This window comes from Mesorhizobium sp. M0227, assembly GCF_040321855.1.
Classification (GTDB): Bacteria; Pseudomonadota; Alphaproteobacteria; order Rhizobiales; family Rhizobiaceae; genus Mesorhizobium.
This window is the reverse complement of the sequence record NZ_JAMYSJ010000002.1, coordinates 300,604-322,057: the sequence shown is the minus strand read 5'-3', so window position 1 is coordinate 322,057 and position 21,454 is coordinate 300,604. Positions and strand designations below refer to the sequence as shown.

At 63.6% G+C, this 21,454-nt stretch carries 24 protein-coding genes; 12 read left to right on the top strand and 12 right to left on the bottom strand.

Annotation, left to right across the window (positions count from 1 at the left end; all coding sequences use genetic code 11):
* Positions 1 to 12 precede the first annotated feature (12 nt).
* The 3 genes from NKJ00_RS05135 to NKJ00_RS05125 are packed head-to-tail and all read right to left on the bottom strand — an operon-like array spanning position 13 to position 3,874.
* Positions 13 to 981: a substrate-binding domain-containing protein gene (locus tag NKJ00_RS05135; protein ID WP_023810744.1), complete on the bottom strand. Its 969-nt coding sequence runs from the start codon at positions 979 to 981 to the stop codon at positions 13 to 15.
* Positions 978 to 2,294, bottom strand: a complete 1,317-nt coding sequence (locus NKJ00_RS05130; protein WP_352610963.1) for an ABC transporter permease — start codon at positions 2,292 to 2,294, stop codon at positions 978 to 980. Before NKJ00_RS05130 ends, NKJ00_RS05135 begins: the two co-directional genes overlap by 4 nt.
* Positions 2,291 to 3,874 (bottom strand): sugar ABC transporter ATP-binding protein, encoded by a 1,584-nt coding sequence (locus tag NKJ00_RS05125; protein WP_352629015.1) that lies wholly within the window; start codon positions 3,872 to 3,874, stop codon positions 2,291 to 2,293. Before NKJ00_RS05125 ends, NKJ00_RS05130 begins: the two co-directional genes overlap by 4 nt.
* Before the next feature lie 221 nt (positions 3,875 to 4,095).
* On the opposite strand from NKJ00_RS05125, the gene NKJ00_RS05120 reads away from it, so the two are divergent.
* Entirely contained in the window at positions 4,096 to 5,115 is a 1,020-nt protein-coding gene (locus tag NKJ00_RS05120) for a LacI family DNA-binding transcriptional regulator (protein WP_023810747.1), read from the top strand.
* Positions 5,116 to 5,147: 32 nt separating this feature from the next.
* On the opposite strand, the gene NKJ00_RS05115 is transcribed toward NKJ00_RS05120, so the two are convergent.
* The 3 genes from NKJ00_RS05115 to NKJ00_RS05105 all read right to left on the bottom strand — a co-directional run bounded on the left by NKJ00_RS05115 (position 5,148) and on the right by NKJ00_RS05105 (position 8,566).
* The gene (locus tag NKJ00_RS05115) at positions 5,148 to 6,149 is read right to left on the bottom strand and encodes an LLM class flavin-dependent oxidoreductase (protein WP_352629013.1); all 1,002 of its coding nucleotides are present in this window, start codon (positions 6,147 to 6,149) and stop codon (positions 5,148 to 5,150) included.
* 68 nt (positions 6,150 to 6,217) lie between these two features.
* Positions 6,218 to 7,387, bottom strand: a complete 1,170-nt coding sequence (locus NKJ00_RS05110) for an AI-2E family transporter (protein WP_023810749.1) — start codon at positions 7,385 to 7,387, stop codon at positions 6,218 to 6,220.
* Positions 7,388 to 7,504: 117 nt separating this feature from the next.
* A complete protein-coding gene (locus tag NKJ00_RS05105) occupies positions 7,505 to 8,566 on the bottom strand; it encodes an LLM class flavin-dependent oxidoreductase (protein ID WP_352629010.1) in 1,062 nt (353 codons plus the stop codon).
* 301 nt (positions 8,567 to 8,867) lie between these two features.
* Here NKJ00_RS05105 and NKJ00_RS05100 point away from each other — a divergent pair, with 301 nt between their 5' ends.
* Positions 8,868 to 9,296: a DUF6481 family protein gene (locus tag NKJ00_RS05100; RefSeq protein ID WP_023761392.1), complete on the top strand. Its 429-nt coding sequence runs from the start codon at positions 8,868 to 8,870 to the stop codon at positions 9,294 to 9,296.
* Between the two features lie 139 nt (positions 9,297 to 9,435).
* Here NKJ00_RS05100 and sugE read toward each other — a convergent pair whose 3' ends face one another.
* Both sugE and NKJ00_RS05090 read right to left on the bottom strand, forming a co-directional pair.
* Positions 9,436 to 9,750: a quaternary ammonium compound efflux SMR transporter SugE gene (sugE, locus tag NKJ00_RS05095; RefSeq protein WP_013528463.1), complete on the bottom strand. Its 315-nt coding sequence runs from the start codon at positions 9,748 to 9,750 to the stop codon at positions 9,436 to 9,438.
* Between the two features lie 207 nt (positions 9,751 to 9,957).
* Positions 9,958 to 10,083, bottom strand: coding sequence for a hypothetical protein (locus NKJ00_RS05090; RefSeq protein WP_013528464.1), 126 nt, complete (start codon positions 10,081 to 10,083; stop codon positions 9,958 to 9,960).
* A gap of 211 nt (positions 10,084 to 10,294) precedes the next feature.
* On the opposite strand from NKJ00_RS05090, the gene NKJ00_RS05085 reads away from it, so the two are divergent.
* The 3 genes from NKJ00_RS05085 to NKJ00_RS05075 all read left to right on the top strand — a co-directional run bounded on the left by NKJ00_RS05085 (position 10,295) and on the right by NKJ00_RS05075 (position 12,680).
* Positions 10,295 to 11,104 carry a transglutaminase-like domain-containing protein gene (locus NKJ00_RS05085; RefSeq protein WP_023810752.1) on the top strand — a complete coding sequence of 270 codons (810 nt, stop codon included), beginning with the start codon at positions 10,295 to 10,297 and terminating at the stop codon, positions 11,102 to 11,104.
* A 143-nt stretch (positions 11,105 to 11,247) separates the two neighbouring features.
* Positions 11,248 to 12,213 (top strand): cation diffusion facilitator family transporter, encoded by a 966-nt coding sequence (locus NKJ00_RS05080; protein WP_352629008.1) that lies wholly within the window; start codon positions 11,248 to 11,250, stop codon positions 12,211 to 12,213.
* A gap of 62 nt (positions 12,214 to 12,275) precedes the next feature.
* Positions 12,276 to 12,680 carry a GFA family protein gene (locus NKJ00_RS05075; RefSeq protein WP_023810754.1) on the top strand — a complete coding sequence of 135 codons (405 nt, stop codon included), beginning with the start codon at positions 12,276 to 12,278 and terminating at the stop codon, positions 12,678 to 12,680.
* Between the two features lie 20 nt (positions 12,681 to 12,700).
* Here NKJ00_RS05075 and NKJ00_RS05070 read toward each other — a convergent pair whose 3' ends face one another.
* Positions 12,701 to 13,972: a DNA recombination protein RmuC gene (locus tag NKJ00_RS05070; RefSeq protein WP_128304190.1), complete on the bottom strand. Its 1,272-nt coding sequence runs from the start codon at positions 13,970 to 13,972 to the stop codon at positions 12,701 to 12,703.
* Between the two features lie 103 nt (positions 13,973 to 14,075).
* On the opposite strand from NKJ00_RS05070, the gene def reads away from it, so the two are divergent.
* The 6 genes from def (at position 14,076) to truA (ending at position 17,797) form a co-directional block, all read left to right on the top strand.
* Positions 14,076 to 14,606, top strand: a complete 531-nt coding sequence (gene def, locus NKJ00_RS05065; RefSeq protein WP_023810756.1) for a peptide deformylase — start codon at positions 14,076 to 14,078, stop codon at positions 14,604 to 14,606.
* A gap of 116 nt (positions 14,607 to 14,722) precedes the next feature.
* On the top strand, positions 14,723 to 14,983 hold the full coding sequence (locus NKJ00_RS05060; protein WP_023810757.1) for a hypothetical protein: 261 nt from the start codon (positions 14,723 to 14,725) through the stop codon (positions 14,981 to 14,983).
* 5 nt (positions 14,984 to 14,988) lie between these two features.
* Positions 14,989 to 15,405 (top strand): type II toxin-antitoxin system VapC family toxin, encoded by a 417-nt coding sequence (locus tag NKJ00_RS05055; protein ID WP_023810758.1) that lies wholly within the window; start codon positions 14,989 to 14,991, stop codon positions 15,403 to 15,405.
* A gap of 43 nt (positions 15,406 to 15,448) precedes the next feature.
* The gene (gene fmt, locus NKJ00_RS05050) at positions 15,449 to 16,402 is read left to right on the top strand and encodes a methionyl-tRNA formyltransferase (RefSeq protein ID WP_023810759.1); all 954 of its coding nucleotides are present in this window, start codon (positions 15,449 to 15,451) and stop codon (positions 16,400 to 16,402) included.
* A complete protein-coding gene (locus NKJ00_RS05045) occupies positions 16,399 to 16,905 on the top strand; it encodes a GNAT family N-acetyltransferase (protein WP_023810760.1) in 507 nt (168 codons plus the stop codon). The genes fmt and NKJ00_RS05045 overlap by 4 nt, the downstream gene beginning before the upstream one ends.
* A gap of 121 nt (positions 16,906 to 17,026) precedes the next feature.
* A complete protein-coding gene (truA, locus tag NKJ00_RS05040; protein ID WP_023810761.1) occupies positions 17,027 to 17,797 on the top strand; it encodes a tRNA pseudouridine(38-40) synthase TruA in 771 nt (256 codons plus the stop codon).
* Here truA and NKJ00_RS05035 read toward each other — a convergent pair.
* Both NKJ00_RS05035 and dapE read right to left on the bottom strand, forming a co-directional pair.
* On the bottom strand, positions 17,764 to 18,399 hold the full coding sequence (locus NKJ00_RS05035; RefSeq protein ID WP_352440611.1) for a transporter: 636 nt from the start codon (positions 18,397 to 18,399) through the stop codon (positions 17,764 to 17,766). The two genes, truA and NKJ00_RS05035, sit on opposite strands and share 34 nt — an antisense overlap.
* Positions 18,400 to 18,404: 5 nt before the next feature.
* Positions 18,405 to 19,598 (bottom strand): succinyl-diaminopimelate desuccinylase, encoded by a 1,194-nt coding sequence (gene dapE / locus NKJ00_RS05030; RefSeq protein ID WP_352440610.1) that lies wholly within the window; start codon positions 19,596 to 19,598, stop codon positions 18,405 to 18,407.
* Between the two features lie 127 nt (positions 19,599 to 19,725).
* On the opposite strand from dapE, the gene NKJ00_RS05025 reads away from it, so the two are divergent.
* A complete protein-coding gene (locus tag NKJ00_RS05025; RefSeq protein ID WP_352440609.1) occupies positions 19,726 to 20,766 on the top strand; it encodes a 2-dehydropantoate 2-reductase in 1,041 nt (346 codons plus the stop codon).
* Here the strand turns inward: NKJ00_RS05025 and NKJ00_RS05020 are convergent.
* Positions 20,669 to 21,442 (bottom strand): hypothetical protein, encoded by a 774-nt coding sequence (locus NKJ00_RS05020; RefSeq protein WP_352553150.1) that lies wholly within the window; start codon positions 21,440 to 21,442, stop codon positions 20,669 to 20,671. The genes NKJ00_RS05025 and NKJ00_RS05020 overlap by 98 nt on opposite strands.
* Between the last annotated feature and the right edge of the window lie 12 nt (positions 21,443 to 21,454).

The window sequence follows — 21,454 nt, the reverse complement described above, 5'->3', positions numbered from 1 at the left end:
AGGAAGCTTGGCTCAGAGGCCGTTGTCCTTCAGCACCTGGGCAGCGTTTTCCTTGGTGATCTTCTCGGTCGGCAGAGTGATGGTCTTTTCGACCTTCTCGCCGTTGAGGAACTTGATCGCCTGGCGCAGGCCTTCGGCGCCGGGAGTGACATAGGTGAAGGTCGCCGTCAGCTCGCCCTTGTTGACCATCTGCACGCCTTCATTGGGCAGGCCGTCGATGCCGATGAACTTGATGTCCTTCTCGCGGCCGACATCCTTGGCGGCGAGATAGGCGCCATAGGCCATCGGGTCGTTGTGGCCGTAAACGAGATCGATCTTCTCGTTGCTCTTCAGCGCGTTGGCCATCAGATTGTAGGCCTGGTCCTGCTTCCAGTCGCCCGATTGCTGGTCGAGCAGATATTTGATGCCCGGTTCCTTGTCGGTGAATTCATGGAAACCGTCATGGCGGTCATGCGCCGGCTGGGTGCCCATGCCGCCCCAGATCTCGACGACGTTGCCTGCAGCCTTGCCCTTGCCGCCAAGCAGTTCGACGGCATATTCGCCGGCCGCGCGACCGATCAGCGCGTTGTCGCCGCCGACGAACTGCGTGTAGTCCTTGGTGTCGACATTGCGGTCGAGCACGAAGACCGGGATCTTGGCGTCGATCGCCTGCTGCACGACGCCGGTCAGGCCGGCAGATTCCTTCGGTGACACCAACAGCGCATCGACCTCCTGGCGGATCAGGTTCTCGACATCGGCGACCTGCTTTTCGGTCTTGTCCTCGCCGTCGGTGATGATCAGTTCGACCTCGGGATGCTTGGCGGCTTCGGCCAGGATGTCCTTGTTGAACTGCGCGCGCCAGGGCTCGATGGTCGTCACCTGCGAGAAGCCGATCTTCCACTTCTTGTCCTGGGCGAAGGCATTGCCGGTGGTCAGAAGCGCGGTGGTGGTCAGCAGCGCCGCGGTCAGGGCGGCAAGCTTCAGCATGTCACGTCGTTTCATTTTTTGTTTCCTCCGAGATTGAGAGACGGTGTCTCTTGCGACGGCCGCTTTGCCGCGGCCGTTTCCTTATGCGCCGATTGCCCGCCGGGCAGGCGCAGATAGGCCAGGAGATCACCGGCATTGCGCTCCTGCACGAGCACGGTGCCGATGATGATCATCCCCTTCAGCACCAGCTGAAGGTTCGAATTGATGTTGTGGAGCTGCAGGATGTTGGAGAGCAGGCCGAAGATCAGCACGCCGCAGAACGTGCCGGTGAGACTGCCGCGGCCGCCCATCAGGCTGGTGCCGCCGATGACCACGGCGGCTATGGCATCGAGCTCCAGCCCGGCGCCGGCATCCGGCTTGCCTTGCCGGTACTGCGCGACATAGAGCACGGCGGCGATGCCGGCGAGCAGCCCGGAGACAGCATAGGTAGCGATCTTGACGCGGCCGGCGGCGATGCCGGAGAGGCGCGCCGCCTCCTCGTTGCCGCCGATGGCGTAGACATAGCGGCCGAACGGCGTGAAGCGCAGCACCGCGCCATAGATCAGGATGGCGCCGAGGAAGAACAGGCCCGGCATCGGGATGATGCCGAACACCAGCGAGCGCAGGATCTCGAAATCGGCGGTCGCGTTGGAGCCGGTATAGACCGGCAGCACCGCATTGTTCTGGCCGGCGGTCAGCCGTGCGATGCCGAGCGCCGTCACCATCATCGCCAAGGTGACGATGAAGGGTTGCAGCCGCCCGGCAACGATGATGAAGCCGTTGAGCGCGCCGAACAGCAAGCCGACGCATGGCGCCACCAGCAGCACGCCGAGCACGCCGAATTTCGGCTCGATCTGCGGCAGCAGAAACCACAGCGACAGGCAGCACAGGACCACGCCGACGACGGCGGGCGTGACCACCCCACGAATCCCGTCCAGCCTGATCTCGCGGAGGAGATCGGCGCCGGCGCGGGATTTTGCCAGGTTCTGGAAGATGAAACGGGTGACGACGAAACCGAGGCAAAGCGCCACCAAAGCGACGGTCGGCACGCCCAGCACGACGCCTGGTGTCACGCCTGGAACCGTCAGCAGCATGGCGCAGACCACCGAGCAGATAGCCATCAGCGAGCCGACGGAGAGATCGATGCCGCCGGTGATGATCACAGCCGTCATGCCGGTGGCGATCAGGCCGGTGGTCGACACCTGGCGCAGCACATCGAGCAGATTGCCGTAGGAGAGGAAGATGTTGTTGCCCTTCGAGCTCATCGGCGAGCCGAGCACGCCGATCAGGAAGATGGCGATCAGGCCCCAATAGAGCTTGGTTCGGGACAGGAGTTTCAGGGCAGTCATGCGGCTGGTCTCGATATGGTCCGGCGCGGGGCGGCGAGGCGCATGATGGCCTCCTCACTGGCCGCGTCGCGGGAAAGAATGCCTGTCTGGCGGCCATCGGCCATCACCAGGATGCGGTCGGAGAGGTGCAGCAGCTCCGGCAGTTCGGAGCTGATGACGGCGATGGCGAGGCCGTCGCGCGCCAGCCTGAAGATCAGGTCGTAGATCTCGCGCTTGGCGCCGACATCGATGCCGCGCGTCGGCTCGTCGAGCAGCAGCACCCTTGGCCTGGTTGCCAGCCACTTGCCGATGACGACCTTCTGCTGGTTGCCGCCCGACAACGTACCGGCGGGCTGATCGATGTCCCGGCAGCGGATGCCGAGGGCCTCGACCGCCTGCCGCGCCAGCCCCTGCTCGCCGGCCAGCGAGCGGATGCCGAAGCGGGCCAGCGAGCCGACCAGCGGCAGCGCGACATTGTCCGCGATCGAAGCCTGCAGATGCAACCCTTGCGTCTTGCGATCCTCGGTCACCAGCGCGATGCCCAGCCGCCTTGCATCGCGCGGCGAACGGATATCCATGCGCTGGCCGTCGATACGGATTTCGCCGCCGGTGCGGCCATCGCTCGAACCGAAGATCGCTTCCAGGATCTCGGTGCGGCCCGAACCCAGCAGCCCGCCAATGCCAAGGATTTCTCCAGCGGCAAGATCGAAGCCGACGCCGTCGATCACCGTGCGCCAGCCATGCGCATCGGGCTTCGACAGCGACAGGTTTTCGACCGAAAGCACGGTCATGCCAGTGGTGTTGCGCTCTTCCTGGGAGGAAGCAAGCAGGTTGCGGCCGACCATCGCCGAAATGATCGCATCTTCGTCGAGCCTGGCCATCGGCTCGGTCAGCACATGGCGTCCGTCGCGAAACACGGTGACGCGACCGGCCAGATGCACGACCTCGTCGATGCGGTGCGAGATGTAGACGATGGCGACTCCGCTGTCGGCAAGCTGGCGGATGATGCGGAACAGCCGCTGGCATTCGGCCGGCGACAGCGCCGAGGTCGGCTCGTCCATGATCAGGATGCGCGCCGACATCGACAGCGCCTTGGCGATCTCGACCAGTTGCTGCTCGCCGACACGCAAGGCGCCGACGCGGGCTTGCGGATCGAGTTCGATGCCGAGCCGCTGCAACAAAGCACCCGCCGCGCGGCTGCTTGCCTTGCGGTCGACGATCAGCCCTGCGATCAGCTTCTCGCGGCCGAGGAAGATGTTGTCGGCGACGCTGAGTTCGGGCACCAGGTTGAGTTCCTGATGAATGATGGCGATGCCGGCATCCTCGGCATCGCGCACTCCGGCGAAGCTGACGGGGCGGCCATCGACGCTGACCGTGCCTTCATAGCCGGTATAGACGCCGGAGAGGATTTTCATCAGCGTCGACTTGCCGGCGCCGTTCTCGCCCATCAAGGCATGAACCTCGCCGCGACGCAGCTCAAAGCTGACATCGACAAGCGCGGCGATGCCGCCGAAGCTCTTGGAAATGCGCTTGGCACTCAGAACGGTGTCCGACCGATCAGCCGCACCGTGCTGCGGGGAAAGGGAATTGCTCTCTTGCATGACAATGGCGGCCTCCCTTCCGTCGTCGTCAATTTCCCGCAAACGCTAATCTAAACGTTTCGATCATGTCAAGCCGATATAAGGTGCCGGGCGTTTGATGCAATTCGATTCTTGCTTAAAAGGACAGGATTCCGTACGTATTGGCCAGCAAGGGGTGGCGAAACGTTTCGAAAATGACAGCGTCAGGGCAAAAAAGACACCGCAAATCCACCGCGCCCACCATGCTTCATGTGGCTGAAGCGGCGCGTGTTTCTGTCGCCACCGTTTCGGCGCTGATCAATGGCACGGCGACGGTCAGCCCGGAGCTTAGCCAGCGCATCGAGCAGGCGATCCGCGATATCGGCTACAAGCGCAACGCGATCGCCCGCAGCCTGAAGATGGGCACGACCCGCACCATCGGACTGACCGTGCCGCACATCACCAACCCGTTCTTCACCGATGTCGTCTCGGTCATCCAGCAGGCCTTCGACCGGGCCGGCTATGCCGTCATGCTGTGCTGCACGGACGAGGATTTGAACACCCAGGACGACCAGATCAGGCTGCTGCTCGACCGCATGGTCGACGGGCTGATCGTGGCGCGCGTCGGCGACGGCGCGATCCTCAAGCGGATCGTCGACGACGCCAACGTGCCGGTCGTGCTGCTCGATCGTATCTGCAAAGGCGTCGACACCGATGCCGTGGTGCTGGACAACCAGCGCGCGGTGTTCGACGCCATCACCTATCTGATCAATCTCGGCCACCGGCGCATCGGTTACATCACCGGCACCTCGGACATCTCGCCGATGCATGACCGCATGGCGGGATATCGCGAGGCGCTTCACGCCGCCGGCCTGCCGATCGCCGAAGAACTGATCCGCTTCGGCAATTTCCATGAGATCGACGGCTATAACGAAACCATGCAGATGCTTTCCTCGCATGATCGGCCAAGTGCTATCTTCTCGGCCAACAACCCGATGGTGATCGGCACCATGAAGGCGATCCGCGACATCGGCCTGTCCTGCCCGGAAGACATTTCGGTCGCTTGCTTCGACGACTTTCCATGGTCCGACGTGTTCCAGCCGCAGTTGACCACGGTGGCCCAGCCGGTGCAGGCGATCGGAGAACAGGCGGCCAATCTGCTTCTCGACCGTCTTGCCGGCAACAGGGACGCGCCGCCGCGCAAGCTTTTGCTCAAGGGCCGGCTGATGATCCGCAATTCATGCCGTCCGCTCGGCGCGATTGCGCAGAGCGTGAGCGCGTAGCCTTCCCCCGGCGTAAGTCGTACCAGGATTTGTCAGGCCGCCTGCGACAGGGATTTGTGCGCCTCGGCCAGGATCTCGAACGATCGCACCCGCGCCGCATGATCAAAAATCTGCGCGGTGACCATCAGTTCGTCGGCGCCGGTGCGGCGCACGAAGGCATCGATGCCTTGCCGCACCGTTTCCGGGGAGCCTACGACGGCGCAGGACAATGCCTGGCCGAGCATTGTCTTTGCCATGGGATCGAGATCGCGGTCATAGTTCTCGACAGGTGGCGGCAGCCGGCCGGCCCGGCCGGTGCGCAGATTGACGAAAGCCTGTTGCAGCGAGGTGAACAACAAACGGGCCTCCGCATCGGTGGGCGCGGCGAAGACATTGAGGCCAAGCATGACATGCGGCTTGTCGAGCTGCTCGGACGGCTGGAAGCGCGAGCGGTAGACATCCAGCGCGTGATCCAGCTCCGCCGGCGCGAAATGCGAAGCGAAGGCGTAGGGCAGGCCGAGCATGGCGGCGAGCTGCGCGCCGTAGAGGCTGGAGCCAAGAATCCAGACCGGCACGTCCTCGCCTTCGCCGGGCACGGCGCGGATACGCTGGCCTTCCTCAGCCGGCTGGAAATAGCCCATCAGCTCGACGACATCCTGAGGAAAATTGTCGACCCCGGCCTCGAGATTGCGGCGCAAGGCACGGGCGGTGCCCATGTCGGTGCCGGGCGCCCGGCCGATGCCGAGATCGATGCGGCCCGGATGCAAGGCGGCCAGCGTGCCGAACTGCTCGGCAATCACAAGCGGCGAATGGTTGGGCAGCATGATACCGCCGGCGCCGACGCGAATGGTCTTGGTGCCGCCGGCGACATGGGCAATGACGACGGCTGTGGCCGCGCTGGCGATACCCGGCATGTTGTGATGCTCGGCCAGCCAGAAACGCTTGTAGCCCAGGCGCTCGGCATGGCGGGCAAGATCGAGCGAGTTGGCCAGCGACTGCGAGGCATCGCTGCCTTCGACGATCGGCGACAGGTCGAGAACGGAAAGAGCGGTCATGGGTGGGATCCTGTGTCAGGACCGCATGTAGGAAGCATCCGGCGGCGCCGCAAATTCAAAAATATTGATCAGCCTTTGACAGCTTCGGGGTCGGCGATGTCGTCCTCCTCGACGACAACCGCGTGCTGCGCGGAGAGAAAGTTGCCGACATGGCTAAGCCCGTCGAAATGATCGCAGAATACCTTGATGACGACCAGCAGCGGCACCGCCATCAGGGCGCCGACGAAGCCCCACAGCCATGACCAGAAGGCGATGGCGATCAAGATCGCCACGGCGTTGATCTCCAGGCGCCGGCCGACCACCATCGGCGTCACGAACTGGCCTTCGACGATGTCGCACAAGATCACGAAGGCCGGCGCCAGAAGCGCGTAGAAGATGGTATCGAAGCTGATCAACGCCATGACCGTGACAAGCGCAATGGTGATCAGCGCTCCGACATAGGGCAAGAAGTTGAGCAACGCCGCGGCGGCTCCCCAGACCAGCGGATTGGGCATGCCAAGCGCCCACAGACCGAGAGCGATGACTGTGCCAAGGCCGGCATTGATGATGGTGACGGTGAGCAGATAGTGCGAGATTTCGCGCTCGACGTCATAGACGACGCGCAGCGCCCGTTTCTTTTCGCTGAGGCGGGCGAAGGACTGGATGATCTTTTCATAAAACATCGTGCCGGAGGCGAGCAGGAACAGCGACAGCACGAAGATGATGGTCAGGCCTGTTCCCGCCGACAGGATGTTGCTGGCGGCCGCCGACAGGATGCCGGACTGCGCCACCGCCACCCTCTGAATGCCCGGCTCCTGCGAAGTCTGGGTCAGCTGTTCGATCTGATGCGAAATCTGCATGATCTTCTCGAGCGGGCGGCGCAATTGTGCCAGCCGTTCGGCAAGTTGCTGGCCTATCGAAGAGGTGTTGTTGATGAGGTCGATGATCGGTCCGCTGAGCAGGTAGCCTACGCTGGCAAAGATGCAGATCGACACCAGCACCAGAAGGGTCGCCGAAATCACTTCGGAGATGCCGTGCCTGCGCAGGAGCCTAACGATCGGCGTCAGCGTCAGCGCCAGCAGGAAAGCCAGAATGACCGGCATGAAGAAAGCGCGAGCGAAGTAGAGTGCATAGATGGCCATGAACAGGAAAATGCCGACGAGCAGCGAACGCATCAGATGCGTGTCGGCGCGGGCCGCAACGCGCGAATCCGATTCGTCGGCGACGGCGTGAGCCAAGGCAGCGGGTTCGGTTTTCATGCTCACCCTCGAGCCGGCGCCCTCGGCGATCGGCTATTGCCTGCATGAACGCAGAGTTATGGGCGCAGGTTCCATGAGCCGGCTTCCGGAATGAGGCCGCTCGCACCGGACTCCGGGTCAGGCGACCGGCGCTGCCGGTGCCGGCTCAGCCTTGGCTGTTTCCTTGCGTACGATTGGCGCCACCCTGGTGCCGTAGAGTTCGATCGCCTTCATGATCTTGGCATGCGGCATGGTGCCGATCGCCATCTGCAGCAGGAAGCGGTCGTTTTTGAAGATCTTGTGCTGGGCGACGATCTTCTCAGCCACTTGCTCGGGGCCGCCGACGAACAAGGCCCCGTTCGGGCCGCGCGACTGGTCGAAATGCGCTTGGGATGTCGGACCCCAGCCGCGCTCGCGGCCGATGCGGTTCATCACCTCCGCCTGCGGGCCGTAAAAATCGTCGGCCGCCTGCTCGGTCGTCTCGGCGATGAAGCCGTGCACGTTGATGCTGGTGGCGAGGCCCGCCAGATCACTACCGGCGCGCTTGGCGGCTTCGCGGTAGAGATCGAACAGCGGCGCGAAACGCGCCGGCTCGCCGCCAATGATGGCGAGCGCCAGCGGCAGGCCGAGCGCGCCAGCGCGGGCGGCAGACTGCGGCGTGCCGCCAATGGCGATCCAGACCGGCAGCCTGTCCTGGAAGGGCCGGGGATAAACGCCGCGATCGTTGATCGGCGCGCGCAGATTGCCCGACCAGGTGACCTTCACGCTGTCGCGGATGGCAAGCAGCAGATCGAGCTTTTCGGCGAACAGCTCGTCATAACCCTCGAGGTTGTAACCGAACAGCGGGAAGGATTCGATGAACGAGCCGCGCCCGGCCATGATCTCGGCGCGGCCGCCCGACAGAAGATCGAGCGTGGCGAATTGCTGGAAAACGCGCACCGGGTCGTCGGAGGACAGAACGGTGACCGCGCTGGTCAGCTTGATGCGCTTCGAACGCTCGGCCGCCGCGGCCAAGGCCACGACCGGTGCGGAGGCGGCATAGTCGGGCCGGTGATGCTCGCCGAGGCCGAAGACGTCGAGGCCGACCTGGTCGGCCAGTTCGACCTCCTCGATCAGGTTGCGCAGCCGCTCATGCGGGCCGATTGCGCCGGGGCCCGGCTGCGGGCTGACGTCGGCGAAGGTGTAGAGACCGAGTTCCATCTAATGTCATCCTGATGTTGGAATTTGCCGCTAGACGTAGCCATCCGCCAACCTCGCTGCCAGAGGGGCGACGGTGAACAGTGCATGTCGTTTTCGACTCTATCTCTTCGTCGCAATTCCCAAGGGAAAGCGCTGCGCGCTTTTCCCGGGAAAACCGCTTCACACTTCTCCTGGAATTGCTCCAAAGGCGTCTCCCGGCTGCAACAGCCGACAATTTCATGGCTGCCATGCCGTTTTGGCGCTTGAACTCTCGGTTTTCGCGCGTATGTAAGCGTCGCGAATTGACTTCAGGGAAGTGGACTTGGCTATCTACAGGGAAAAAGACGTTTTCGAGCGGCGCAACGCCGCAAACGAGGCAAAGAAGGCGCTCCTCGAGCGCTTCAAGGCAAAGCCGGCGGCGGATGATCCCGCAGTGCTGGCGCGGCAGGCTGAACGCAAGGCTATCCTTGCGGCTCGCGAAATCCGCGAGGCCGAAAAGGCCCGGCTGAAGCAGGAGAAGCTGGCACGCGAAGCGGTTGAGAAGGCCGAGCGCGAGGCAGCAGCCGAAGCGGCACGTATCGCCGCCGAGGAAGCTGCACAGGCTGAGGCCAAGATTCGGGAATCCGAAGAGAACGAGCGCATCGCCCGTTTTCTGGCCGATGAAGCCGAGCGCAAGGCCAAGCGTGACGCGCGTTATGCGGCACGCAAGCAGCGCACCGGCAGGACGCCGCCGGGCTTCTCGGCCCGCTAGCCTCCAGGCTACGAAGCAATCGGCTTCGAGAATCAGGGTCGCCTCGCAGCGGCCCTGATTGTGTTTGTCCCATGCATGTCGCCCATAAGTGGTCCCGGTTTTGGGAGGACGACATGCATAAAACAAGAAGCGCTATCGGTCAGGCGGCGAACTTCAATCCCATGATGCCGCAGACAATGAGCGCAATGCAGGCCAGCCTGATCGCGGTGGCTGGTTCGCCGAGCAGCCAGATGCCGAGCAGTGCCGTACCGACGGTGCCGATGCCGGTCCACACCGCATAGGCGGTGCCGACGGGCAGCGCCTTCAGCGCCAGGCCGAGCAGAGTTAGGCTGACGACCATCGAGGCAACGGTCAGCACGGTGGGCACGAGCTTCGAGAAGCCATCGGTGTATTTGAGGCCGATTGCCCAGCCGATCTCGAACAGGCCGGCAAAAAAGAGAAGAATCCAAGACATCGACAACGCTCCATCAGAGCATCGGACCGAAAAGTGATTTTCGGAGTCCGACGATCAATCAAACAATGGCGGGTCGTCCCGTCCGGATTTTGGGGAAGCGCGAGGTCGCCCCCGCCACGCCAATATAGGAATTTCGAGCGCTCGATCAACAACGACCGGCAACAGCGCTGCCGGTCGCAATCCCATTTCGAAGCAAATCGGCCGGACTTACTTGTCCTTGAGCTTCATCGCCTTCACCGGCGGCGCCTTCAGGGCCGGAGCCGGGGCGGGCTTCTTGGCGTCCTTCTTCGGCTTGCGGGCTTCCTTGCCTGCCTTCATCGCACCTTTAGCCATGATTCGTTCCTCCTGATGTGGGAAGCGAAGTGAAACAAGAGAACCGCCGGACTGCAAGGGGTTAGCGACTGCTGCCGCCGTCAGCGGCTCGCTTTCAACCGGTTTCTAATTCGCTCGTAAACCATGGCGGTCCATGCCATGGTTGTCTTCGCACTGCAGCATCAACCCGTGCCTCCGCCCGGTGATCGTCAGGCAGGCCGTCAGGACGACAATGCGAATTCACATCGGCTGCGAGATGAGCTTCGACTTTCCGCAGGAAACGCCGCTCATCGCAATGCTGAATGTCCACTATTCGCGTGCCTCCGATCTCGAGCGGCCGGATTTCCTGATCTCCAACCCGCCGGTGCCGATCGAAAGCTATCGCGACAGTTTCGGCAACTGGTGCAACCGGTTCGTTGCGCCGCCCGGGCGTTTCACCTTCGGCACCGACGCGGTGATCCGCGATCCCGGCACTTTCGAGATGGGCGACCTGATGGCCTGGCAGCACGAGGTGCGCGATCTGCCGGCGGACACGCTGCTGTTTCTGCTGCCCAGCCGTTTTTGCGAAAGCGACCTTCTGGCTGATGAAGCGTGGCGGCTGTTCGGCAACACGCCGCTGGGCATTCCGCGCGTGCAGGCGGTCTGCGACTTCGTCCACAATCACATCGTCTTCAACTACGGCAATGCTCGGCCGACACGCACCGCCGCGGAAGCCTATCGCGAACAGAGCGGCGTGTGCCGCGACTATGCGCATCTCGCGGTCACCTTCTGCCGGGCACTCAACATCCCGACGCGCTATTGCACCGGCTACATCAGCGACATCGGTATGCCGAAACCATGGGCGAGCATGGATTTCTGCGCCTGGATGGAAGTCTATCTCGGCGGCCGCTGGCATGTCTTCGACCCGCGCAACAATGCACCGCGCATCGGCCGCATCCTGATCGCCTCCGGCCGCGACGCCGCCGACGTTCCGTTGACCCATATATTCGGGCCGGGAACGCTTGCCGGCTTCAAGGTGTGGACCAGCGAGATCATCGAGTAGTCGTTCTGCCTACCAGTCTCTAACGACAAACCTCTTTAACGACCGCCGTTTTTGAACGAGCCAGCGGTTCACACGTTGTGGTGGCTGTGGAGCTTCTTCCATCTGACCATTAGACTGGGTGTGCATCGAATGGGGACAGCACCATGGCCGGGCACGGCGGCTCAAAAAAGGTGATCTACGCGGCGCTCGCCGGCAATTTCGCCATCGCGCTGACCAAGTTCGCCGCCGCCGCCTTTACCGGCAGTTCGGCGATGCTGTCGGAGGGCGTGCATTCGCTGGTCGATACCGGCAATGGCGGCCTGCTGCTCTACGGCATGCACCGTGCCGCCCGCCCGGCCGACCGGACGCATCCCCTCGGTCACGGCCGGGAACTCTACTTCTGGAGCTTCATCGTCGCGCTCCTCGTCTTCGCGCTGGGCGCCGGCGTGTCGTTCTACGAAGGCGTGATCCATATGATGGCGCCGGAGCCGGTCGCCAACGGCAAGGTCAACTACATCGTTCTTGGCCTGTCCTTTCTGTTCGAGGGCAGCTCCTGGCTGGTCGCGCTGAGGGAGTTCCGCAAGCAGAAGGGTAAGCAAGGCTGGCTGCGGGCGGTGCAATCGAGCAAGGATCCGAGCGTCTACACCGTGCTGTTCGAGGACAGCGCAGCACTTCTCGGCCTGATCGTCGCGTTCGCCGGCATCCTGGCGGCGGAAGTTCTGGAGATGCCGGAACTCGACGGCGCCGCCTCCATCGGCATTGGGCTGATCCTGGGCGCGACGGCAATCTTCCTGGCCCGCGAAAGCAAGGGCCTGCTGATCGGCGAGCCGGCCTCGCTCGAGGTGCAGATGAAGGTGCTGACGATCGCCCAGCAGGATCCGGCGGTGCAGCGGGCGAACGGCGTGCTGACCGTCCATATGGGGCCGGCAGAGATCGTCGCCGGGCTCAGCATCGAGTTCGAGGACCATTTGACGGCGCCCGAGATCGAAGCTTGCGTCGAGCGCCTGGAGGCGCAGCTGAAGAAGGAGATGCCGGAGATCACACGGCTGTTCGTCAAGCCGCAGACGTCAGGCACCTGGGAGCAGCGGCGCAGGCTGATCGAGAACGCATCCGATCCGGCTCTGGACTAGCGCTGCGCCATTGCCTCACGGTCTTCCCCCGCTAGGATTAAAGGGACTTTGGAGGAGCGAAGATGAAAATCGACGGCGGCTGCCATTGTGGCGCCATCACCTACGAGGCGGAGGTCGACCCGGAGAACACCGGAATCTGCCACTGCACCGATTGCCAACAACTGACCGGAACGGCTTTTCGCGTGACCGTGGGCGCGCCGGAAGGCCACTACCGGATCACCAAGGGTGCGCCAAAGGTCTATATCAAGACAGGATCGAGCGGCGACAAGCGCGCGCAGGGCTTTTGCGGCGAGTGCGGCTCGCATCTCTACGCGACATCGGTTGGCGACGGGCCGAAGGTTTATGGCATCCGGGTCGGCACGGCGCGGCAACGTGAACAGCTGGTCCCGAGACGGCAAAGCTGGCACCGCTCGGCGCTGCCCTGGTTGCCGGAATTCCCAGGTATGACGACCAAGGAAGAGCAGTAGGGCGGATCCGGCGCTGCTGCTCAGTCGTCGCCTTCGACGACCCTCAGCCTGAGCTGCCCGGTTTTCGAATCGGCAACGCGCGCGCCAGTATCGACTTTCGCGGCGGGAGCCCGTGACGCTGCGTCCGCGGCGGCATCGCCGTCGGGCTGCGCGCCGAACTCCAGCGCTTCGATCTTCTGGCCGCGCTTGGTGACCTTCGACGTCGAAACCAGGATGTCGTCGATGTCCTTGGCCGACTGGCCGAAATGGACCTGCAGCTTGCGCACCCGCTCATCGACACGCGCGACATCCTCCATCAGCCGAATGACCTCGCCCTGGATCAGATGCGCCTGTTCGCGCATGCGGGCATCCTTGAGGATCGCCTGGATGACCTGGATCGACAGCATCAGCAGCGACGGCGAGACGATGACGATTCGGGCACGGTGCGCCTTATGGACGATCGCCTCGAAATTCTCGTGGATCTCGGCGAACACCGATTCCGACGGCACGAACATGAAGGCCGTGTCCTGCGTCTCGCCCTGGATCAGGTATTTTTCCGAGATATCGCGGACATGGATCTCGATGTCGCGGCGGAAGGCCTGCGAGGCGGCCTTCTGCAGGTCGGCGCCGTCGGCGGCGCGGATGGCATTCCAGGCCTCGAGCGGAAACTTGGCGTCGATGGCCAGCGACGGCGCGCCGTTCGGCATCTTCACCAGGCAGTCGGGACGGCTGCCGTTCGACAGCGTCGCCTGGAATTCATAGGCGCCATGCGGCAGGCCGTCGGCAACGATCGCCTCCATGCGCGACTGGCCGAAAGCACCGCGCGTCTGCTTGTTGGAGAGGATCGCCTGCAGCTGCACGACCTGGCCGGCGAGCGATTGGATGTTGCCCTGCGCGACATCGATGATAGCCAGCCGCTCCTGCAACTTGGCCAGGCTCTCATGCGTGGATTTCGTCTGCTCGGTCATGGTCTGGCCGAGCCGGCCGGTCATGGCGTCCAGGCGCTGGCCGATCGATTGCGTCAGCTCCGCCTGCCGTGCGCCGAACACTTCCGCAATGGCGCCCATGCGACCCTGCATTTCGGCCTGGCTTTGCAGAATTCCGGCCATCCGCGCCTCGGCATCGCGGGCATGATCGGCGGCTTCCGCAGCCGCCACGGCGCGCGCCTTCGCCGACCGCCACAGCGCAACGACTAGCGCCACGAACAGGGCCAGAAACAGCAAAGCGCCGAAGGCCAGCGCATGGCCGAGCGTGATGGTTGTGGCGCCAAGCCGGGCGACAGGCTCCGAAAGGATGGTGCTCAAATCATTCATGTGGACAGCATAGACGATTCGCCGCGATAGCACAGATCAAAACGTGAACGAGCCTCATGCCAACCGGTTGACGCTTTTCGCTGGAGGTCTTACGTGGAACGCCATGCCGATCAAGCCGCTCATCATCCTTCCCGACCCCATCCTGCGCCAGGTTTCCCAACCGGTGGAGCGTGTCGACGCGCCCCTGCGCAAATTAGCCGACGACATGCTGGCGACCATGTATGACGCACCGGGCATCGGTCTGGCGGCAATCCAGATCGGCGAGCCGCTGCGCTTGCTGGTGATCGATCTCGCCAAGGAAGACGAGACGCCGGCGCCGCATGTCTTCATCAATCCGGAAATCCTGGAGAGCGCCGATGCGCGCTCCGTCTACGAGGAAGGCTGCCTGTCGATCCCGGATTATTACGCCGAGGTCGAACGCCCGGCCGCCGTACGGGTCAAGTATCTCGACCGCGACGGCAAGCTGCAGGAGATGGAGGCCGAGGGCCTGATGGCCACCTGCCTGCAGCATGAGATCGACCACCTCAATGGCGTCCTGTTCATCGACCACATCTCGAAGCTGAAGCGCGACATGGTGGTGAAGAAATTCAAGAAGCTCGCCAAGGACAAAGCGCCGGGCAAGCTGGTGGGATAGGGCATGCTCTGTCGGAGCACGGCCCCTCCGATCAGCCTCGGCGGTTCAGCTTCACGAACCTTCGATTGAAAATACCGACTTGCTGTGATATCAGTGATATCACGTAGGAGGTGTCTATGGGTGACATGCTGATCCGTGGGATCAATCCGGAATTGAAACGGCGTCTCGAGGAAAGTGCGCGGCTGAACAGGCGCAGCCTTTCGGAGGAAGCGGTCGTCTTGATACAGAAGGGTTTTGCAACACAATTTGCTGGCGCCGAAAAAGTCGGCGATCGCCTCTATTCGCTCGTCGGCGATGATCGTTTCACAAGCGACGAGATTCAGGAAATAGCGAGGTCGCGAAGTGAGGCCGATCGTGGGCCGCCTGATTTCCGTTGACCGAAATGATTATACTGGACACCAACGTCATATCGGACGTGCTATCGCGGCAACGGAGCAAAAACGTTCTCAACTGGTTGAATGGCCAAGAGCCTGCGACCCTTTTCCTCTCCACCATTGTTTTTGCAGAGCTCTATTTCGGAGCCTACCTCGTTCAGGAGGCCATCCGGCGGGATGGTCTTCTCCAAAGCATTTCGAGGATCCGGGGCGAATTTTCGGGTCGGATCCTGGTTTTTGGGGATCTGCCCGCAGAACACTATGGCCGCATTGCCGCGGCAAGACGACTCGCTGGCAGACCTGTCGAAACCAAGGACGCGATGATAGCTGCGATCTGCCAGGTGCACGACGCCACGCTTGCCACCCGCAACGTTCGAGACTTCGACGGACTTGACCTGAAGCTGGTAAACCCGTTTGAAGCCTGAGCTGACTTCCCGGCGCAGGTAGAGAGAAGGTCTCGGAAGAAAAATGCCCCTTCGCGTCATCTTCATGGGCACGCCGGAGTTTTCGGTGCCGACTTTGCGCGCGATCGCCGAGGCTGGCCATGAGATATCAGTCGTCTATACCCAGCCGCCGCGCGCTGCCGGACGGCGCGGGCTGGAGCTGACACCGTCGCCGGTGCAGCGCGAGGCGGAGCGACTGGGCATCGAGGTGCGAGCGCCGGTTTCGCTCAAAGGCGAGGCCGAGCAGACCGCCTTCCGTGCCTTGCGGGCCGACGTCGCTGTGGTCGTCGCCTATGGCTTGCTGCTGCCGAAGGCGGTTTTGGAGGCGACCCGGCTCGGCTGCATCAACGGCCATGCCTCGCTTCTGCCGCGCTGGCGCGGTGCCGCGCCTATCCAGCGCGCCATCATGGCCGGCGACCTGGAAAGCGGCATGATGGTGATGCGCATGGAAGAGGGGCTGGACACCGGCCCGGTCGGGCTGATTGAAAAATGCGCCATCGAACCCGATATGACAGCCGGCGATTTGCATGATCGGTTGATGAGCGTCGGTGCTGCCTTGATGGTGGAAGCGCTGGCGCGGTTGGAAGGGAACACCCTGACATTCACCACACAAGCTGTGGAGGGGGTGACCTACGCCAAGAAAATCGATAAATCCGAGACTCGCGTGGACTGGACTCGCTCAGCAAGTGAGGTCCACAATCATATTCGCGGCCTGTCGCCCTTTCCCGGCGCCTGGTCGGAGATAGGAATTGGCGGCCGCCGGGAGCGGCTGAAACTGCTTCGCTCGACGCTGTCGCAAGGCCTGTCGCTTTGGGAAGAGTTGGGCGAGTCGGGAGGAATTCTCGATGACCGGCTGACGGTCGCCTGCGGGGCAGGCGCGATCAGGCTGGTCGAAGTTCAACGGGCGGGCGGAAAGCCCGCTGCCGCGTCGGAATTCCTGCGCGGGGCCAAGATCGAAAAAGGACTGAAATTCTCATGAGCATGATGTCGATACGCGCGGCAACGCCGCGGGATCGCGAGGCCATCCGCCTCGTCGAGGAACACGCTTTCGGCCAGCAGGCGGAGGCCGGTCTGGTCGACGCGCTGGTGACTGGCGGCAACGCTGTTGCCGAACTGGTGGCGGAAGAGGACGGCCAGGTGGTCGGCCACATCCTGTTTTCGCGGCTGTTCGTCCAGAATGGCGGCAAGACCTTCGCCGCCGTGGCGCTCGCGCCGCTGGCGGTGGAGCCCTCGTTCCATGGCAGCGGCATCGGCGGCGCGCTGATCCGCGAGGCGCATATCCGCCTCAGGGATGCCGGCGAAACGCTGGCCGTGGTGCTCGGCGACCCCACCTATTACGGGCGTTTCGGATATAGCCACACGCGTGCCGAGAACTTCGAGAGCGAATACCAGGGCGAAGCGCTGCAGGCGCTGGCTTGGGGCGACGCGCCTGACGCCGGCAGGCTGGTATACGCCTCCGCCTTCACCGCTCTCGCCGCCTAGAACAGTCCACCGTTTCATGGAAACGGCGAACTGCTCTACCTCTTTGTTTGAACGCAATTCCGAACGGAAAACCGTTTCACACTTTTCCTGGAATTGCCCGAGGCGAGAGCTCTAGTCGCAAATGCCGCGTTTTCGCCTCGACATCGAATATGATGGCAGCCTGTTTGCCGGCTGGCAGCACCAGGCGGATCAGCCTTCGGTGCAACAGGCGATCGAGCGGGCGATCGAAAAATTCTGCGGCGAAGCGATCAGGCTGCGCGCCGCCGGCCGCACCGATGCCGGCGTGCATGCGACAGCGCAGGTGGCGCATGTCGATCTCGTCAAGGCGTGGCCGGGCGACAAGGTGCGCGATGCCGTCAACGCCCATCTGCAGGCGGCCGGGGCGCGCATCGCCATCTTGAAAGCGACGGTCGTTTCCGACAGCTTCGACGCCCGCTTCTCGGCCATCGGCCGCCACTATCTCTACCGCATCCTAAACCGCCGTGCCCCGGCCGCGCTCGACAAGGGCAAGGTGTGGTGGGTGCCGAAGCGGCTCGACGCCGGCGCCATGCACGAAGCGGCGAAAGTCCTGCTCGGACGGCATGACTTCACCACCTTCCGCTCGACCCAGTGCCAGGCCAACAGCCCGATCAGGACGCTGGAACGGCTCGATGTGAGCCGACAGGGCGACATAGTCGAGGTCAGGGCTTCGGCGCGCTCGTTCCTGCACAACCAGGTGCGTTCGATGGTCGGCTCACTGAAGCGCGTCGGCGACGGCGGCTGGAGCGCGGCCGACCTGAAAACGGCGCTCGAGGCGCACGACCGCGCCGCCTGCGGCCAGGTGGCGCCGCCCGACGGGCTGTTTCTCACCGGTGTCGATTATCCAGTCGAGACGAGCCCGGACAGGCTCTGAACTCCGACATCGTCCGGCACGGTGATGCCGAGCAGCGTCTGCAGGCCGAACAGCACCAGCAGCGAGGCGATGAACATGCCGACGAAAACGGCGGTGCCGACCGATGCGCCCCTGCCGATCGTGGCGTTGGTCATGCGCCAGGTCAGCACCATCGACAGGGCAAACAGGAACAGCGACACAAGGCTCGCAGCCTGGCTTGCGGACGACAGGAAAAGCCGGATCAGCGCCGAGGGCAGCATCAGCCAGGCGGTGATGGCCGAAGCCCAGTTGCTGGCGACGACGTAGTGGACGAAGCGGCCGCCGATGCCGGCGCGCGGCGCGATCAAAGCGAGCGCAACCAGCGGCAGCACCCAGGAGCCGATGTCGACCGTCGCCAGGCGCACCAGCATGCTGAAGCGCCCCGCGAAGGCGTCGGGATCGCCGATTTCGTTGGCGATGCCGACCCAGCCGACGATCAGCGCCGGTGCTGCAACGACAATGGCGAAGAAGGAATTCCAGAAGCCGTCGGCCGATAGGTCGAGCAGGCGCAGGCCGTCGACCTTGCCGAGCATCAATCGCCAGGCGCCCGTCAGCGAAGCTTGGGTTTCGTCCGCCGAAAGCATGCCGTTCAGCCCTGTCCGAACCAGTCTTCTATGAAGCGCTGGTAAATTTGCGTCAGCGTTTCGAGATCGGCAATGGCGACGCGCTCGTCGACCATGTGCATTGTCTTGCCGACCAGCCCGAACTCGACCACCGGACAATAGTCCTTGATGAAACGCGCGTCGGACGTTCCACCGGAGGTGGACAGCGTCGGCTCCTTGCCGACCGCCGACTTGATCGAGCCGCGCAGCGTTTCGATAAGCCTGTCGTCGCGCGTCAGAAAGACATGGCTAGGCCGGTCGCGCCAGACGAGCTCGTAGTCGACCGGCGTCTTCTTGCCCTGCCGGTACTTCTTGCGCCTGGCCGCCTGGTCGAGCCGGTTGTGGATCTCGGCCTGCAGGGTCTCGTCCGTCCAGGTGTCGTTGAAGCGGATGTTGAAGGTCGCGGTCGCTTTGGCCGCAATGACATTGGTGGCGGGGTTGCCTACATCGATGGAGGTGATCTCCAGATTGGTCGGCTGGAAATCCCTGGTTCCCTTGTCGAAAACCGGATGCAGCAAGGCGTCGACCAGGCTCATCAGCCCGCGCACCGGATTGTCGGCAAGCAGGGGATAGGCGACATGGCCCTGGCGGCCATTGACGGTGACGGCGCCGGACATCGAGCCGCGGCGGCCGATCTTGATCATGTCGCCGAGAGCGTCCGGATTGGTCGGCTCGCCGACGACAGAGGCATCCCATTTCTCGCCCCGCGAAGCCGCCCATTCGAGCAGCTTCACCGTGCCGTTGATCGCGGGGCCTTCCTCGTCGCCGGTGATCAGCAGCGAGACCGACCCTTTCGGACCGCCATTGGCCTCGACATGGCGCGCCACGGCGGCGATGAAACAGGCAATGCCGCCCTTCATGTCGACGGCGCCGCGGCCATACATCTCGCCATTGGCGATCTCGGCGGCGAAAGGCGGATGCGTCCAGGCGGCTTCGTCGCCGACAGGCACCACGTCGGTGTGTCCGGCGAACATCAGATGCGGGCCATTGCCGGAGCGCCTTGCATAGAGGTTTTCGATATCGGGCGTGCCGTCTTCGGAAAACACCGGCCGATCGACCAGGAAGCCGAGCGGTTTGAGCATCGTCTCCAGCGCGGTCAGCGCGCCGCCCTCAGCGGGCGTCACCGAAGCGCAACGGATAAGGGCGGCGAGGTTTTCGGCGGGATCGGTCGGCAGCGTCATGGCAAAAGCGATAGTCGAAAGCGCAGGGCCTGTCACGGCCAGACATAGGGGCCAGCGTCATGGCTGGCGATACCGCCGATATTATGGTTTTCATGTCTTATAGTTGCGACCCGGCGCGGGCGGCAGGATGGCAGACAAGCACAAACGGATCGTCATAGCCGGTGCCGGCAGCATCGGCTGCTATGCCGGCGGCTGCCTGGCGCTGGCCAACCGAGAGGTCATTCTGCTGGCTCGGCCTCGCATCGAGGCAGCGTTGCGGCAGGGTGGATTGCGGGTCAGCGACCTCCAGGGCCCCGATCGCTCGATCAAGCCCGAGGCGCTTGTCGTCACCGCCGATCCGGCCGTCGCCCTGCCGCCGGCGGACGTGATCCTGGTCACGGTCAAGAGCGGCGCCACCCAGGATATGGCGGACCTCATCAAGGCCCATGCCCGCCCCGATGCCGTGGTGATCAGCCTGCAGAACGGTGTCGGCAATGCCGACAGGCTGCGCGCTGAACTTGCCGGACGTACGGTGCTGGCCGGCATGGTGCCGTTCAATGTGGTGCAGTCGCCGGACAGCGAACTGCCGCTGCGCGTTCACCGCGCCAGCGACGGCACGGTAATGGTCGAGGATGGCGACGCCGGCTTGGCCGACCTGCTTGGAGTCGAAGGGTTTGCGGTCGAAACCCGTGGCGACATGAAGGCTGTGCTGTGGGGCAAGCTGCTGATGAATTTGAACAACGCACTGGTGGCGCTTTCCGGTCTGCCGCTCGCAACCGAACTGGCCGATCGACGCTGGCGGCTGATCCTGGCCAGCCAGATCGACGAGGCACTGAGAGCGATGAGAGCGTCCGGCATCGAGCCGGCGCGGATCGCCGGCCTGCGGCCGGCGCTGCTGCCGAAGGTGCTCAGGCTGCCGGACTGGCTGTTCAAGCTGCTGGCGCGGCGCATGCTGGCGATCGACGCGCAGGCGCGCTCGTCGATGTGGGACGATCTTCAGCGCGGCCGGCCGACGGAGATCGACGACTTGCAAGGCGCCATCTTGCAGCTGGCGGGGAAGGCCGGCACGCCCGTGCCGACGGTTCAGCGGATCACCGCTTTGGTGCGCGCGGCGGAAGCGGAGCGGCTTGGCTCGCCGGGCCTGGCGCCGGAGCAGGTTGTTGCACCGGCCGGCCGTCGATCAACGTGATCTTCTGCCAGATTTTCCGCGACAGGTTTGACGCCAGGTTCTCGATGTCGTTGACGCCGTCGATGACCACGTCGTCATTGACCGACTGTGCGAACAATGCGGCGATCTTGCCCGTGATCGACAGCATTTCAGAGCAATAATCGAGGTAACGGGCCAGGTCGGCGGCATTGGTGATGCGGGCGGGCGAATGCGACGTCGGCTTGAAATCGGCCGACAGCGCCGCCGGATCCTTGGTCAGCTGATGCATGTCGATGACGTGGATCAGCGAGCGCAGGCCATGCAGCTGGCGAAAGACCTGCTTGCGCTTGATGCGCTCCTCGGAGCGGATCAAGGCGAGAAATCCGACAATGGCGAGGATGAACATGTTGAGCGAAGCTTCGATGCCTTGCACCGACTGGACGGCATCACCGGGTTTGGAAATGCGGTCGAATGGCAGGACGGTGCCGACGAAGATGAACATCAATGCGCCGGCAACGACAGCGGCGACGATGAGGCCGCGCAGCCACCAGATCGGCGCTTCCAGGGCCTTGGCGCCCTGTGCCAGATCGCGCGACAGCGAGACCAGTTCGGCGGCAACGCCGCGCAGGCCGGCCTTGGGGAAACGCTCCGCAACACGCGTCTCCAGCCGTTCCGCGGTCTCGATGATCAGCTTCGGATCAAGCGTGCGGTAGCGCATGTCCGATCGGCC

Coding starts and splice junctions, on each gene's coding strand:
- NKJ00_RS05135 (WP_023810744.1), bottom strand. CDS start 981: ATGAAACGACGTGACATGCTGAAGCTTGCCGCCCTGACCGCGGCGCTG.
- NKJ00_RS05130 (WP_352610963.1), bottom strand. CDS start 2,294: ATGACTGCCCTGAAACTCCTGTCCCGAACCAAGCTCTATTGGGGCCTG.
- NKJ00_RS05125 (WP_352629015.1), bottom strand. CDS start 3,874: ATGCAAGAGAGCAATTCCCTTTCCCCGCAGCACGGTGCGGCTGATCGG.
- NKJ00_RS05120 (WP_023810747.1), top strand. CDS start 4,096: ATGCTTCATGTGGCTGAAGCGGCGCGTGTTTCTGTCGCCACCGTTTCG.
- NKJ00_RS05115 (WP_352629013.1), bottom strand. CDS start 6,149: ATGACCGCTCTTTCCGTTCTCGACCTGTCGCCGATCGTCGAAGGCAGC.
- NKJ00_RS05110 (WP_023810749.1), bottom strand. CDS start 7,387: ATGAAAACCGAACCCGCTGCCTTGGCTCACGCCGTCGCCGACGAATCG.
- NKJ00_RS05105 (WP_352629010.1), bottom strand. CDS start 8,566: ATGGAACTCGGTCTCTACACCTTCGCCGACGTCAGCCCGCAGCCGGGC.
- sugE (WP_013528463.1), bottom strand. CDS start 9,750: ATGTCTTGGATTCTTCTCTTTTTTGCCGGCCTGTTCGAGATCGGCTGG.
- NKJ00_RS05090 (WP_013528464.1), bottom strand. CDS start 10,083: ATGGCTAAAGGTGCGATGAAGGCAGGCAAGGAAGCCCGCAAGCCGAAG.
- NKJ00_RS05085 (WP_023810752.1), top strand. CDS start 10,295: ATGCGAATTCACATCGGCTGCGAGATGAGCTTCGACTTTCCGCAGGAA.
- NKJ00_RS05080 (WP_352629008.1), top strand. CDS start 11,248: ATGGCCGGGCACGGCGGCTCAAAAAAGGTGATCTACGCGGCGCTCGCC.
- NKJ00_RS05075 (WP_023810754.1), top strand. CDS start 12,276: ATGAAAATCGACGGCGGCTGCCATTGTGGCGCCATCACCTACGAGGCG.
- NKJ00_RS05070 (WP_128304190.1), bottom strand. CDS start 13,972: ATGAATGATTTGAGCACCATCCTTTCGGAGCCTGTCGCCCGGCTTGGC.
- def (WP_023810756.1), top strand. CDS start 14,076: ATGCCGATCAAGCCGCTCATCATCCTTCCCGACCCCATCCTGCGCCAG.
- NKJ00_RS05060 (WP_023810757.1), top strand. CDS start 14,723: ATGGGTGACATGCTGATCCGTGGGATCAATCCGGAATTGAAACGGCGT.
- NKJ00_RS05055 (WP_023810758.1), top strand. CDS start 14,989: ATGATTATACTGGACACCAACGTCATATCGGACGTGCTATCGCGGCAA.
- fmt (WP_023810759.1), top strand. CDS start 15,449: ATGCCCCTTCGCGTCATCTTCATGGGCACGCCGGAGTTTTCGGTGCCG.
- NKJ00_RS05045 (WP_023810760.1), top strand. CDS start 16,399: ATGAGCATGATGTCGATACGCGCGGCAACGCCGCGGGATCGCGAGGCC.
- truA (WP_023810761.1), top strand. CDS start 17,027: ATGCCGCGTTTTCGCCTCGACATCGAATATGATGGCAGCCTGTTTGCC.
- NKJ00_RS05035 (WP_352440611.1), bottom strand. CDS start 18,399: ATGCTTTCGGCGGACGAAACCCAAGCTTCGCTGACGGGCGCCTGGCGA.
- dapE (WP_352440610.1), bottom strand. CDS start 19,598: ATGACGCTGCCGACCGATCCCGCCGAAAACCTCGCCGCCCTTATCCGT.
- NKJ00_RS05025 (WP_352440609.1), top strand. CDS start 19,726: ATGGCAGACAAGCACAAACGGATCGTCATAGCCGGTGCCGGCAGCATC.
- NKJ00_RS05020 (WP_352553150.1), bottom strand. CDS start 21,442: ATGCGCTACCGCACGCTTGATCCGAAGCTGATCATCGAGACCGCGGAA.